11 protein-coding genes are annotated in these 13,631 nt (G+C 64.0%); 10 read left to right on the forward strand and 1 reads right to left on the reverse strand.

The annotated features are described in order from the left end of the window. Window positions 1–21: 21 nt before the first annotated feature. The 10 genes from rlmN to IAE40_RS21810 all read left to right on the forward strand — a co-directional run bounded on the left by rlmN (window position 22) and on the right by IAE40_RS21810 (window position 10,900). Window positions 22–1,170: a 23S rRNA (adenine(2503)-C(2))-methyltransferase RlmN gene (gene rlmN / locus IAE40_RS21765; protein WP_054892553.1), complete on the forward strand. Its 1,149-nt coding sequence runs from the start codon at window positions 22–24 to the stop codon at window positions 1,168–1,170. A gap of 12 nt (window positions 1,171–1,182) precedes the next feature. After that, entirely contained in the window at window positions 1,183–1,944 is a 762-nt protein-coding gene (pilW, locus tag IAE40_RS21770) for a type IV pilus biogenesis/stability protein PilW (RefSeq protein ID WP_197892311.1), read from the forward strand. Next, on the forward strand, window positions 1,941–2,948 hold the full coding sequence (locus IAE40_RS21775; protein WP_197892309.1) for a RodZ domain-containing protein: 1,008 nt from the start codon (window positions 1,941–1,943) through the stop codon (window positions 2,946–2,948). The genes pilW and IAE40_RS21775 overlap by 4 nt, the downstream gene beginning before the upstream one ends. 3 nt (window positions 2,949–2,951) lie before the next feature. After that, a complete protein-coding gene (gene ispG / locus IAE40_RS21780; protein ID WP_054892556.1) occupies window positions 2,952–4,061 on the forward strand; it encodes a flavodoxin-dependent (E)-4-hydroxy-3-methylbut-2-enyl-diphosphate synthase in 1,110 nt (369 codons plus the stop codon). A gap of 24 nt (window positions 4,062–4,085) precedes the next feature. Beyond that, window positions 4,086–5,372 carry a histidine--tRNA ligase gene (gene hisS, locus IAE40_RS21785; RefSeq protein ID WP_054892557.1) on the forward strand — a complete coding sequence of 429 codons (1,287 nt, stop codon included), beginning with the start codon at window positions 4,086–4,088 and terminating at the stop codon, window positions 5,370–5,372. Window positions 5,373–5,411: 39 nt separating this feature from the next. Next, window positions 5,412–6,053: a tetratricopeptide repeat protein gene (locus IAE40_RS21790; protein WP_153773236.1), complete on the forward strand. Its 642-nt coding sequence runs from the start codon at window positions 5,412–5,414 to the stop codon at window positions 6,051–6,053. Between the two features lies 1 nt (window position 6,054). After that, window positions 6,055–7,197, forward strand: a complete 1,143-nt coding sequence (bamB, locus tag IAE40_RS21795) for an outer membrane protein assembly factor BamB (protein ID WP_054892575.1) — start codon at window positions 6,055–6,057, stop codon at window positions 7,195–7,197. A 117-nt stretch (window positions 7,198–7,314) separates the two neighbouring features. Then, complete coding sequence (gene der, locus IAE40_RS21800) at window positions 7,315–8,778, forward strand: ribosome biogenesis GTPase Der (RefSeq protein ID WP_054892576.1); 1,464 nt, start codon at window positions 7,315–7,317, stop codon at window positions 8,776–8,778. 194 nt (window positions 8,779–8,972) lie between these two features. Next, window positions 8,973–10,121 carry a pyridoxal phosphate-dependent aminotransferase gene (locus IAE40_RS21805; protein ID WP_197892307.1) on the forward strand — a complete coding sequence of 383 codons (1,149 nt, stop codon included), beginning with the start codon at window positions 8,973–8,975 and terminating at the stop codon, window positions 10,119–10,121. Next, window positions 10,109–10,900, forward strand: coding sequence for an amidohydrolase (locus IAE40_RS21810; protein WP_063546062.1), 792 nt, complete (start codon window positions 10,109–10,111; stop codon window positions 10,898–10,900). Before IAE40_RS21805 ends, IAE40_RS21810 begins: the two co-directional genes overlap by 13 nt. 112 nt (window positions 10,901–11,012) lie before the next feature. On the opposite strand, the gene IAE40_RS21815 is transcribed toward IAE40_RS21810, so the two are convergent. Then, window positions 11,013–13,568 (reverse strand): PepSY domain-containing protein, encoded by a 2,556-nt coding sequence (locus IAE40_RS21815; RefSeq protein ID WP_200603852.1) that lies wholly within the window; start codon window positions 13,566–13,568, stop codon window positions 11,013–11,015. Window positions 13,569–13,631 lie beyond the last annotated feature (63 nt).

Raw genomic sequence — 13,631 nt, forward strand, 5'->3', positions numbered from 1 at the left:
CTTACGAGTGAGGGTGAATCCATGACGACATCTACTGGCAAAATCAACCTGTTGGGGCTGACCCTGCCGGAAATGGAACAGTTCTTCGACTCGATCGGGGAGAAGCGCTTCCGTGCCGGTCAGGTGATGAAATGGATTCACCATTTTGGCGTGTCCGACTTTGCGGACATGACCAACGTTGGCAAGGTCTTGCGCGAAAAGCTCGAGGCCGTTGCCGAGATTCGCCCCCCGGAAGTGGTCAGCGAGGACATTTCCGCCGACGGTACCCGTAAATGGGTAGTCCGCGTTGCCTCCGGCAGCTGCGTCGAGACCGTCTACATTCCCACCGACGACCGCGGTACCCTCTGCGTTTCTTCGCAAGCCGGCTGTGCCCTGGACTGCAGTTTCTGCTCCACCGGCAAGCAAGGCTTCAACAGCAACCTCACCGCCGCCGAAGTGATTGGCCAGGTGTGGCTTGCCAACAAATCCTTCGGGACCGTCCCGGCCAAGATCGACCGCGCTATCACTAACGTGGTCATGATGGGCATGGGCGAGCCCTTGCTGAACTTCGACAATGTCATCGCCGCGATGAAGATCATGATGGACGATCTGGGCTATGGCATTTCCAAGCGTCGCGTCACCCTGTCCACCTCGGGTGTCGTGCCGATGATCAACGAGCTGGCCAAGCACATCGACGTGTCGCTGGCGTTGTCGCTGCATGCGCCCAACGACGCGCTGCGCAACCAGTTGGTCCCGATCAACAAGAAGTACCCGCTCAAGATGCTGCTCGAGTCCTGCATGGGCTATATGTCCACGCTCGGTGGCAAGCGGGTGCTCACCATCGAGTACACCTTGCTCAAGGACGTCAACGATCAGCCTGAGCATGCCGCGCAGATGATCGAATTGCTGCGTGACGTGCCGTGCAAGATCAACCTGATTCCGTTCAACCCGTTCCCGCACTCCGGTTACGAGCGCCCCAGCAACAATGCGATCCGTCGCTTCCAGGATCTGCTGCACCACGGCGGCTTCAACGTCACCACCCGCACCACCCGCGGCGAAGATATCGACGCGGCCTGTGGCCAGTTGGTGGGGCAGGTAATGGACCGCACCCGCCGCAGCGAACGCTACATCGCCGTGCGCCAGATCAACGCCGATGGCAGCGAGCTGCAAGACAGCGCTGCGCGCCACTGACGGACTCCGCCGATGACCCTGCGCGCCGCGCTGTCGATCCTGTCGCTTTTGCTGCTGGCCGGCTGCGTGTCCGGCGGTGCAGGTGATCCGCTTTCCAGCCGACAGGGCAGGGCGGAGGCAGGGCGTGCCTACGTGCAGTTGGGCCTGGGGTATTTGCAACAAGGCATGACTGAGCAAGCCAAGGCCCCGCTGGCAAGGGCGCTTGCGTTGAACAGCCGTGATGCCGATGCACACGCCGCCCTGGCCCTGGTCTTTCAGGCCCAGGGCGAGCCCGATCTGGCGGATGGCCATTTCCGCGAAGCCTTGTCGCAACACCCGGATGACACGCGGATTCGCAACAACTACGGCAGTTTCCTATATGCTCAAGGGCATTTTCGCCAGGCAGAGCAGATGTTTCGCCAAGCCGCCGCCGATACCCTGTATCCTGAGCGCTCCCGGGTGTACGAGAACCTTGGCCTGACCGCACTCAAGCAGGGGCGCCGCGAGCAGGCGCACGAATACCTGGACAAGGCCCTGCGGCTCAATCAACGGCAACCACGAGCGCTGCTGGAAATGGCTGAGTTGTCCTACGAAAACAGGCATTATGTGCCGGCCCGGGACTACTACGAACGTTTCAGCCAGCAAGGCGATCATGACGCCCGCAGTCTGTTGTTGGGCAGCCGCCTCGCCCGAGTCTTCGAAGAGCACGGCACCGCGGCCGAGCTGGGCAAGAAATTACAACGACTTTATCCCGGTACGCCGGAATATCAGCAATACCTGTCGGAGCAACGATGAAAGCCGCGCACCCCGAAGCAGCAGCAGCGATTCAGCAGAATCCCGGTGATGTCTTGCGCCAGGCCCGCGAGAACCGGAACTGGTCGCAGGCCGAGGTCGCCCGTAAGCTGAATCTCACGGTCACTTCGCTGAACAACCTGGAAACCGGCGCCTTCGACAAGCTTCCCGGACACACGTTCGCGCGCGGCTATATCCGCGCCTACGCCAAGCTCATGGACATGGATCAGGCGCCGCTCGTCGAGGCTTTCGACCAGATCACCGGGACTCACGCCAAGGGCAGCGAAGTGCACGCCCTTGGTCGTATCGAGGAGCCGGTGCGCCTTTCGCACAACATCCTGCGTGTCGTCAGCCTGTTGCTGCTGGTAGCTGTGGTCGGTGGCGGCTTCTTCTGGTGGCAGGACCAGAGCAGCCTGCGTGGCAAGGACCTGGCCAAGATCGCCCTGGAGCATGTCGAGGTCGAAAGCGCCGACGGTACCACCCAGATCCACCCGCTTGACGAGCCGGAAGATCAGGCCGTGACTGCTGGCCAGCAGCCTGAAAGCGCGCCACTGCCGCTTGAGCAGGCTCCGACCGAACCCGCCGCCGAGGCGCCTGTGCAGAGCGACCCGGCCACCTCGGCATCAGCCGCCGCTCCAGCCGCTCCGGTTGCCCAGGCTCCTGCCCAGACCCACACGCCGGCCACCATGCCCGCACCGACCGCGCCTGCCACCCACGCCGCACCGACCGCTCCCGCTGCTGCCGAGCCTGCCGTGGTTGCTGCTGGCGATGGCAAGGTCGCCATTCAATTCACCGCCGATTGCTGGACCCAGGTCACCGATGGCAACGGCAAGGTGCTGTTCAGCGCGATCAAGCGCAAGGGTGACAGCCTGGAACTGACCGGCAAGCCGCCGTTTGCGGTCCGCCTGGGCTTTGCCCGCGGCGCTCAGGTCAGCTACAACGGTCAGGCCGTCGATGTCGCCCCGTTCACCAGTGGCGAGACCGCTCGCCTGAAGTTGGGACAGTAAGTCATGCACGGCGAATCTCCGATCAAACGTCGCGAATCCCGCAAAATCTGGGTCGGCAATGTGCCGGTGGGTGGTGATGCACCCATCGCGGTACAGAGCATGACCAACACCGACACCAATGATGTCGCCGCCACCGTTGGGCAGATCCAGCGCCTGGTCGACGCCGGTGTCGACATCGTCCGCGTCTCGGTGCCAGACATGGACGCGGCCGAAGCCTTCGGCAAGATCAAGCAACTGGTCAGCGTGCCATTGGTCGCCGACATCCATTTCGACTACAAGATTGCCCTGCGCGTCGCCGAGCTTGGTGTTGACTGCCTGCGCATCAACCCGGGCAACATCGGCCGTGAAGACCGCGTACGCGCGGTGGTCGATGCCGCTCGCGACCGCGGTATCCCGATTCGCATCGGCGTCAATGCCGGCTCGCTGGAAAAGGACCTGCAGAAGAAGTACGGCGAACCGACCCCGGCTGCGCTGGTCGAGTCGGCGCTGCGCCATGTCGAGCACCTTGACCGCCTCGACTTCCAGGACTTCAAGGTCAGCGTCAAGGCCTCCGACGTGTTCATGGCCGTCGAAGCCTACCGCCTGCTGGCCAGGCAGATCGTGCAGCCGCTGCACCTGGGCATCACCGAAGCCGGTGGTCTGCGCTCGGGGACGGTGAAATCCGCCGTCGGCCTCGGTATGCTGCTTGCCGAAGGCATTGGCGATACCATTCGCATCTCGCTTGCTGCCGATCCGGTCGAGGAAGTGAAGGTCGGCTACGACATCCTCAAGTCGCTGCACCTGCGTTCGCGTGGCATCAACTTCATCGCCTGCCCGAGCTGTTCCCGGCAGAATTTCGATGTGGTCAAGACCATGAACGAGCTTGAAGGGCGCCTGGAAGACCTGCTGGTACCGCTGGACGTCGCGGTGATCGGCTGCGTGGTCAACGGCCCGGGCGAAGCCAAGGAATCCCACGTCGGCCTGACCGGTGGTACCCCGAACCTGGTGTACATCGATGGCAAGCCGGCGCAGAAGCTGACCAATGACAACCTGGTCGATGAGCTGGAAAAGCTCATCCGCCAGAAAGCGGCCGAAAAGGTCGAGGCCGACGCGGCGCTGATCGCCCGCGGCTGATACACAGATTCGTAAGGACTTTTCGTGAGCAAATCGCTGCAAGCCATCCGTGGCATGAACGACATCCTGCCCGAGCAGTCGCCCCTGTGGCGCTACTTCGAAGGCACCGTGGCCGGCCTGCTGGACGGCTACGGCTACAGCCAGATCCGCACGCCGATCGTCGAGTTCACCGAGCTGTTCAAGCGCTCGATCGGTGAAGTCACCGATATCGTCGAAAAAGAGATGTACACCTTCCAGGACAACAAGGACTCGCTGACCTTGCGTCCCGAAGGCACTGCCGCCTGTGTGCGTGCTGTGCTCGAGCACGGCATCATCGGCAACGGCCAGGTCCAGAAACTCTGGTATGTCGGCCCGATGTTCCGCCACGAGCGCCCGCAACTGGGGCGCTATCGCCAGTTCCACCAGATCGGCGTAGAGGTATTCAACCTGGCCGGTCCGGACATCGACGCCGAACTGATCATGCTCACCTGGCGCCTCTGGGCGCGCCTGGGTATCCAGGACGCGGTCACGCTCGAGCTCAACAGCCTGGGCACCAGCGAAGCCCGTGCGCGCTATCGCGACGCGCTGGTCGAGTTCCTCAGCGAACGTATCGATCAGCTGGACGACGACAGCAAGCGTCGTTTGCAGAGCAACCCGCTGCGCATCCTCGACAGCAAGAACGAAGGTACCCAGGCCGCCCTGGTGGGCGCTCCGAAGCTCGAAGAGTACCTGGACGAAGAGTCCCGCGTGCACTTCGAGGGCGTGAAGGCCCGCCTGGACGCTGCCGGAATCCCGTTCGTGATCAACACCAAACTGGTGCGTGGCCTGGACTACTACAGCAAGACCGTGTTCGAGTGGGTGACCGACAAGCTCGGTGCCCAGGGCACTGTCTGCGCTGGTGGCCGCTACGATGGCCTGGTCGAGCAGATGGGCGGCAAGCCGACGGCTGGCGTGGGCTTCGCCATGGGTATCGAGCGCCTGCTGTTGCTGATCGAGACGCTGGGCAAGGTGCCTGAGTCGATCAGCCGCACGCTGGATGTCTATCTGTGCGCCTTCGGCGAGCAGGCGGAGCTGGCGGGCCTGAAGATCAGCGAGCAACTGCGCGATCGCCTGCCGGGCCTGCGCCTGGCGGTCAACGCCGGTGGTGGCAACTTCAAGAACCAGTTCAAGAAGGCCGACAAGAGCGGGGCGCTGTTCGCCCTGATCCTGGGGGACGACGAGCTGGCGCAACAAGTGGTAGGTTTCAAGCCCCTGCGTGGCCAGGGCGAACAACAGAACATTGCCTGGGATGCTCTGGCCGAGCACCTGCAAGCTGCTCTCGCGCAGGCGTGAAGCGGTCAAACAGCCGAATTGCTGAAAAGGAGTATTGGGGTGTCGAGTACCGATGATGATGGCCTGGCCGCAGCCAAGGACTGGTGGAACCGCAACGGCAAGCCGCTGCTGACCGGTGCCCTGCTCGCCGCCGCGGTGGTGATGGGCTGGCAGGCCTGGCACAAGTACCAGAGCAACCAGTCGCAAGGCGCTTCGGCGCTGTACCAGGCGTTGCTGGAAACTACCCTGACGCCTGACGGCAAGCCGGATGCGACCAAGGTCGCCGAATTGTCCGGCAAGCTCAAGAGCGAATTTGGCGGTTCGGCCTATGCCCAGTACGGCAGCCTGTTCGTGGCCAAGGTCGCGGTCGACAGCGGCAAGCTGGACGATGCCGCCGCCGAGCTCAAGAACGTGATGGACAAGCCGGCCGATGCCACCCTCGGCGAGATCGCGCGCCAGCGTCTGGCCCGTGTGCTCGCTGCCCAGGACAAGGCCGAGGAGGCCCTCAAGCTGCTCGACGGTGATGCCGACAAGGCGTTCCTGGCCAGCCGCGAGGAGCTCAAGGGTGACTTGCTGGTCCAGTTGGGCCGTGCCGACGATGCCCACGGTGCGTATGAAAAAGCCAAGGCCGCGCTGTCCGACGACGCCGCGATCGGTGGCCTGCAACTGAAGCTGGATGACCTGGCCAAAGGGGACGCGTGAAGTGACCGGTTGGAAACAAGCAGCAGTGCTCGCCCTGGCCGTGCTGGCCGCGGGTTGCAGCAGCAACAGCAAGAAGGAACTGCCCCCGGCCGAACTGACCAAGTTCACCGAAGAGGTGGTGCTCAAGAAGCAGTGGAGCCGTTCGATCGGTGACGGCCAGGGTGACAAGTACAACACCCTGGTGCCGGCCATCGAGAACGACCGCATCTACGCCGCCGACGTCAACGGCAAGGTCTTCGCCCTGAACCGCAGCAACGGTGACGTGGTGTGGAAGAAGGACCTGGAGGTGCCGGTTTCCGGCGCTGTCGGCGTGGGTTACGGCCTGTTGATGATGGGTACCCTCAAGGGTGAAGTCATCGCCCTGGACTCCAGCACCGGTGAAGAGCGCTGGCGCTCGCGCGTCACCAGCGAAGTGCTGGCTCCGCCGGCGACCAACGGTGATGTGGTGGTGGTGCAGACCCAGGACGACCGTCTGATCGGCCTGGACTTCAGCACCGGTGATCGCCGCTGGATCTACGAGAGCTCGCCTGCGGTACTCACTCTTCGTGGTACCGGCGCGCCGATCGTCACCAACCGCCTGGCGGTGGCTGGTCTGTCCACCGGCAAGGTGATTGCAGTCGACACGCAGAACGGCGTGCCGGTGTGGGAAGCCCGCGTGGCCGTGCCGCAAGGCCGTTCCGAGCTGGACCGCGTGGTGGACATCGACGGTGGCTTGCTGCTGTCCGGTGGTACCCTGTACGTCACCAGCTACCAGGGTCGCGTCGCGGGCCTGGACCTGGAAAGCGGCCGTGTACTGTGGCAGCGCGATGCCTCCAGCTACGTCGGTGTCGCCCAGGGCTTTGGCAACGTCTACGTGAGCGAAGCTTCGGGCACCGTCGAGAGCGTCGATGAGCGTTCGTCTTCGGCGCTGTGGACCAACGACTCCATGGCCCGTCGCCAACTGTCGGCACCGGAAGTGTTCTCCAGCTATGTCGCGGTGGGTGACTTCGAGGGTTACCTGCACCTGCTCAGCCAGGTCGATGGTCGCTTCGTCGGCCGTGAGCGTATCGACAGCGATGGCCTGCGCGCCCGTCCCCTGGTGGTCGGCGACACCATTTATGTCTATGGCAACAGCGGCAAGCTCGAGGCACTGACCATCCGCTGAAGCTATGCTTGAGACCGTCATCGGTTTCAGGCTGCGGCGCAGGAAGCGCCGCCCGAACTCCGGCCGCTGCCTTGCAGCGGCCTTTGCATTTTCAAGAATTCACGAATGGAGAGCCGCATGGTTCCCGTAATCGCCCTGGTGGGACGGCCGAACGTCGGCAAATCCACCATGTTCAACCGCCTGACCAAGACCCGCGATGCCATCGTCGGCGACCTGTCGGGCCTGACCCGTGACCGCCAGTACGGCGATGCCAGTTGGCAGGGTCGTTCGTTCATCCTCATCGACACCGGCGGTATCACCGGCGACGAAGTGGGCATGGACGAGAAGATGGCCGAGCAGTCGCTGATGGCCATCGAAGAAGCGGACTATGTGCTGTTCCTGGTCGATGCCCGCGCCGGCATGACCGCCGCTGACCAGATGATCGCCGAGCACCTGCGCAAGCGGAACAAAGAGGCGATCCTGGTCGCCAACAAGATCGACAACATCGATGCCGATGTCGCCCGCGCCGAGTTCTCGCCGCTGGGTATGGGCAACGCCATTCCGGTCGCTGGCTCGCAAGGCCGTGGTATCAACGCGCTGATGGAAGCCGTGCTTGGCCACATCCCGCGCGACCAGGTCGAGGAAGCGCTGGATGCCGAGGTCGCCGAAGGCGAGGAAGCGGTGCGTATCCCAGGCCCAAGCGAGAAGGATGGCATCAAGATCGCCATCATTGGTCGCCCCAACGTCGGCAAGTCCACGCTGGTCAACCGCATGCTCGGTGAAGAGCGCGTGGTGGTCTACGATCAGCCGGGCACCACCCGCGACAGTATCTACATCCCGTTCGAGCGTGATGGCGAGAAGTACACCTTCATCGACACTGCCGGGGTGCGCAAACGCGGCAAGATCCACGAGGAAGTCGAGAAGTTCTCGGTGGTCAAGACGCTGCAGGCGATCAAGGACGCCAACGTGGTGATCTTCGTCATGGACGCGCGCGAGGGTGTGGTCGACCATGACCTGAACCTGCTGGGCTTCGCCCTGGACGCCGGCCGTGCCATCGTCATTGCCCTGAACAAGTGGGACGGCATGGAGCCGGGCGAGCGCGACTACGTGAAGACCGAGCTGGAGCGCCGGCTGTTCTTCGTCGACTTTGCCGATATCCACTTCATCTCCGCCCTGCACGGCACTGGCGTTGGCCACCTGTACAAGTCGGTGCAGGCCGCGTTCAAGTCGGCGGTCACCCGCTGGCCGACCAGCCGCCTGACCCAGATCCTCGAAGATGCGATCAGCGAGCACCAGCCGCCGCTGGTCAATGGTCGTCGGATCAAGCTGCGCTATGCCCACCTGGGTGGCGCCAACCCGCCGCTGATCGTGATTCACGGTAACCAGACCGACAAGATCCCGCGTTCCTACTCGCGCTACCTGGAAAACACCTACCGCCGTGTGCTGAAGCTGGTCGGTACGCCGATCCGCATCGAGTACAAGGGCGGCGAGAACCCGTACGAGGGCAACAAGAACACCCTCACCGATCGCCAGGTCAACAAGAAGCGTCGCTTGATGTCGCACCACAAGAAGGCTGAGAAGAAGCGCAAAGACAAGCGCTGATTCTCGCGTCTGCTTCTTCGCGGGCAAGCCCGCTCCCATTGGGTATGGCACAGGCATTGAGATCTGTGAACGACCTGTGGAGCTGGCTTGCCCACGAATGAGCCTTTAAATGTTTCAACCTTTTTCCTGCCTGCCCGATCCGCTATGCTCGGACTCCACCCCGTGCCGGACCACCCCGCAGGAAAGAGGGCTCCATGATCCGCAGCAAACTGCCGAACGTCGGCACGACCATCTTCACCACCATGTCCCAGCTCGCCGCGCAAACCGGCGCGCTCAACCTGTCCCAGGGTTTCCCCGATTTCAATGGCCCGCAGCCGCTGCTCGATGCGGTCGGCCGACACGTGGCCGCTGGCAACAACCAGTACGCGCCGATGACCGGGTTGCCGGTGTTGCGGCAGCAGGTCGCGGCGAAGATCGCCCGGCTTTATGGCGCCCAGGTGGACGCCGATCAGGAAGTGACCATCACGCCGGGCGCCACCGAGGCGATCTTCTGTGCGATCCAGGCGGTGATCCAGGCTGGCGACGAGGTGATCGTCTTCGACCCGTCGTACGACAGCTACGAGCCGTCGGTAGAGCTGGCCGGTGGTCGCTGCGTGCATGTGCAACTGAGCGATGGCGATTTTCGCATCGACTGGCAGAAGTTCAGCGATGCCCTGACCCCGCGCACGCGCATGGTCATCCTCAACTCGCCGCACAACCCCAGCGGTGCCCTGATCACCCGTGAAGACCTCGACCAGCTTGCCGCCTTGATTGCCGAGCGCGAAATCTACCTGGTGAGCGACGAGGTCTACGAGCACCTGGTCTACGACGGCGTACGCCATGCCAGCGTGCTGGCTCACCCGCAGCTGTATGCGAGGGCCTTCGTGGTCAGCTCGTTCGGCAAGACCTACCACGTCACCGGCTGGAAGACCGGCTATGTGATTGCACCGCCTGTGCTGAGCGCCGAGCTGCGCAAGGTCCACCAGTACGTCAACTTCTGCGGCGTGACGCCGCTGCAATGGGCGCTGGCCGACTTCATGGCCGAACACCCGGAGCATATCGACGAACTGCCAGGCTTCTACCAGGCCAAGCGCGACCTGTTCTGCGACCTGCTGCAAACATCGCGATTTGCCTTCACCCGCACCGCGGGCACCTATTTCCAGTTGGTGGACTACTCGGCGATCCGTCCCGACCTCAATGATGTGGAGATGGCCCTGTGGCTGACCCGCGAACACGGCGTGGCGACCATCCCGGTGTCGGTGTTCTACCAGCGCCCCATCCCCGAGCAACGCCTGGTGCGCCTGTGCTTTGCCAAACGTGAGGAGACGCTGCGTCAGGCGGCGGAAAAACTATGCGCGATCTGAGTCAACTGCCGAACCTGAAGCTCGCCCTGGTGCAGACCACCCTGGCCTGGCATGACCGCGAGGGCAACCATGCGCATTTCGAGGTATTGCTGGAGCAGGCCCGTGGCGCTGACCTGGTGATCCTGCCGGAGATGTTCACCACTGGCTTCTCGATGGAGTCCGAACGCCTTGCCGAGCCCGAGCAGGGTCCGACCTACAAGTGGCTCAAGGCACAGGCAAAGAAGATCGATGCGGTGATCACCGGCAGTGTGATCATCCAGGCCGCCGACGGCAGCCATCGCAATCGCCTGCTGTGGGCGCGACCGGACGGCGAGGTGCTGCATTACGACAAGCGCCACCTGTTCCGCATGGCGGGTGAGCACAAGCACTACACGCCTGGCGAGCGCCAGGTGCAGTTCGAGCTCAAGGGCTGGCGAGTTCGCCCGCTGATCTGCTACGACCTGCGCTTCCCGGTGTGGAGCCGCGACGCCCAGGACACCGACCTGCTGCTGTACACGGCGAACTGGCCGGCCGCGCGGCGCCAGCACTGGAACCGGCTGCTGCCGGCGCGGGGGATCGAGAACCTGTGCTACGTGGCTGCGGTGAATCGAGTGGGGACCGACGGCAAAGGCTTTGCCTATTCGGGGGACAGCCAGGTGCTGGACTTCCAGGGCGAGAGCCTGCTGAGTGCGGGGGAAGCCGACGGGGTGTTCAGCGCGGTGTTGAGCGCCGCTGACCTGGCGGCGTATCGGGCCAAGTTCCCGGCGAACCTGGATGCCGACACCTTCGAGCTGCATTGAAACTGCAGTGCTCTTTTCGCGGGCAAGCCCGCTCCCACAGGTAAAGCGTTACTCAATGCTTTACCTGTGGGAGCGGGCTTGCCCGCGAAAAGACCGATACATCAGGCGCTGGTCAGTACACATCCCGCCGATAGCGCCCATCCTCGATCAGCCGCTCGACGAGCTCTTCACCCAGAAGCCCCTTCAGCGCTGCATCCACGCCGCCTGCCATCCCCTGCAGGCTGCCGCAGACATTCACACAGGCACCCTCGTCGATCCAGCGGCGCAGCTCTTCGCCTTGCTGCAACAGCACATCCTGCACATACACCTTTTCCGCCTGGTCTCGCGAGAACGCCAGGTCCAATCGTGTCAGATCGCCGCTGTCCAGCCAGCCTTGCAGCTCGCGGCCGCAGAGCAGGTCGTGGGCGCGGTTGCGTTCGCCGAACAGCAGCCAGTTGCCCTGCTCACCACCTGCGATCCGGGCCTTGAGCAGGCTGCGCAGGCCTGCCAGGCCAGTCCCGTTGCCGATCAGCACCATCGGTACCGAGGCGGCCGGCAGGTGGAAGCTGCTGTTGCGGCGCAGACGCAGGCTGGCATGGCCGTCCATGGGCAGGTATTCGGTCAGCCAGCCGGAGCCCAGCCCGAGGCTGCCATCGGCATGACGCTCCTGGCGCACGATCAGCTCCAGCACGCCGTCGCTCGCGATCGAGGCGATGGAGTATTCGCGGGCACCGAGTGGAATCAGCGAATCGACCAGCGCCTGGGCGTGCAGGCCGACCAGATGCTCGCGGCTGGTTGGCAACTGGCGGCTGGCCAGCGCCTGCCCAAGCGGTTCGACAAGACCCTCAAGTTGCACCGGCAGATTCGCATCGAGCCCCAACCCTTGCAGGAAGGCATCGATACGCGCCTGGCTGTGGCGGGGCAGCACCTCGACCAGGTCGCCAGCGTCCCAGACGCTTGGGTGTTCGGCACTCAGGCCCAGCAAGTACACCGGTGCGCCCTGGCTTCCGGGGTTGAGGCGCTCGCGTCGTACCAGGCGCCAGTTGCCGTAGCTGGGCGGTTGCCAGGCGGCGAGCGGACGTGCGCCGGTCAGTTGCCCCAGGGCCTGCTGCCATTGTTGCAGGGCGTTCTGGTCGGCACTGTCGACTTCGATCGGGCTGAACGCGGTGGTCGCGCCACGCTCGGCCAGCCAGGCCTGCAGACGCCGGGCGAAACCGCAGAAATGCGGATACTGTCGATCGCCCAGGGCGAGCAGGGCGTAGTTCAGGTGTTGCAGGGCCCAGGGCTGGCCCAGCACCTTGCGCTCGAAGCCGCGGGCGCTGTCAGGCGCCTCGCCGTCACCGAAGGTGCTGACCACGAACAGTGCGCGACGGGCCTGGCGTAGCTCGTCCTCGCCCAGCTCGGCGAGCGAGCGCACCTGTACCGGCAAGCCCGCCGCCTGCAACTGCCCTGCGCTCTGCCAGGCCAGTTGCTCGGCCAGGCCACTCTGGCTGGCGAAGCCGATCAGCCAGCTGTCGCCGCTGGCGTTGGCGGTGTCGACCGAGCCTCGGGCGGCACGGACCTGGCGCTTCTTGCGGCGGCGATCGAGATACAGCAGCCAGCCGGTGACGAAGAACAGCGGCATGGTCAGGCTGGCGATGGTGAGGATGATCCTGCCCGGCAAACCGAAATAGCTGCCCACGTGCAGGGCGTAGACGCTCTGTAGCAGTTGGGCTTTGAACGACTTGTCGGTGTAGCGCTCGTGACGTTTGATCTGGCCGGTGGCGGGGTCAAGCGTCACGGTGTTGAAGGCGCGTTCGTGGGCCGAATCATCGAGCAGGTAGAACAGCGTCGCCGGCTGCCCGCCGCCAGGTGGCAGGCGCAGGTTGTAGCTGGCAAGGCGTGGGCCTGCGGCATCCTTCAGATTGCTCCAGATGGCGTCGTAGTCGACCACCAGCGGCGCCGCCTTGGCATCCGCTGCTTGTGGCCCGGGCCGGCCGCGACCTGCGCCGCGCTGATGCTGCTCGCCGGCTGCGGGTTTGTCGGCGAGCAGTTTGTTCAGGCCCTCGCGGTACCAGTCGTAGGACCAGAACAGGCCAGTCAGGGCAAACAGCAGGTAGAACAGCAGGCACCAGGTCCCGGCGACGGCGTGCAGGTCCCAGTTGAAGGCGCGGCCTTTCTTGGCCCAGTCGAAGCTCAGCCAGACCCGCCAGTTCAGGGCCCGGCGCGGCCAGCGCAGGTAAAGGCCGGAGAGGCAGAAGAAGATCAGCATCAGGGTGCAGGCACCGGTGATCTGCCGGCCGGTATCGCCCATGGCCAGGAAGCGGTGCAACTGCAGCATGAGGTTGAAGAAGCCTAGGCCCGTCACTTCACCCTTGAGCTCGCCAGTGTACGGGTCGGCATAACGCAGCTCACCGCGGCGTTCGCCGGGCGGCGGGGTGAAGAAGAGGCGTGCGGCAGTGTCGGCGTGGGTATCGACCCAGAGCATCGCCACCTTGTCACCCTGGGCCAGTTCCGCGCGGCGCACCAGTTCCGGCAGCGGCAGCACACCCTCCTGGCGCACCTCGACCTTGAGCACATCGGCGTTGAACAGGCGCAGCAGTTCTTCCTGGAACGACCAGATCGCACCGGTGATGCCCATCAGCGCCAGCACCAGGCCGGCGGTGATGCCAAAGAACCAGTGCAGTTGGAAAAGCGACTTCTTCACCACATCGATCACCTTGTGTTGCTGCCACAGACCGCGCGGCGTGCATTATGCCTTGATACGTAAAAG

Source organism: Pseudomonas sp. S44 (assembly GCF_016624805.1).
GTDB classification, from domain to species: Bacteria; Pseudomonadota; Gammaproteobacteria; order Pseudomonadales; family Pseudomonadaceae; genus Aquipseudomonas; species Aquipseudomonas machongensis.

What these genes read in the sequence shown, in the direction of transcription:
- IAE40_RS21805 (WP_197892307.1), top strand. Translation starts at nt 8,973, where the DNA reads ATGATCCGCAGCAAACTGCCGAACGTCGGCACGACCATCTTCACCACC.
- pilW (WP_197892311.1), top strand. Translation starts at nt 1,183, where the DNA reads ATGACCCTGCGCGCCGCGCTGTCGATCCTGTCGCTTTTGCTGCTGGCC.
- der (WP_054892576.1), top strand. Translation starts at nt 7,315, where the DNA reads ATGGTTCCCGTAATCGCCCTGGTGGGACGGCCGAACGTCGGCAAATCC.
- rlmN (WP_054892553.1), top strand. Translation starts at nt 22, where the DNA reads ATGACGACATCTACTGGCAAAATCAACCTGTTGGGGCTGACCCTGCCG.
- IAE40_RS21775 (WP_197892309.1), top strand. Translation starts at nt 1,941, where the DNA reads ATGAAAGCCGCGCACCCCGAAGCAGCAGCAGCGATTCAGCAGAATCCC.
- IAE40_RS21810 (WP_063546062.1), top strand. Translation starts at nt 10,109, where the DNA reads ATGCGCGATCTGAGTCAACTGCCGAACCTGAAGCTCGCCCTGGTGCAG.
- ispG (WP_054892556.1), top strand. Translation starts at nt 2,952, where the DNA reads ATGCACGGCGAATCTCCGATCAAACGTCGCGAATCCCGCAAAATCTGG.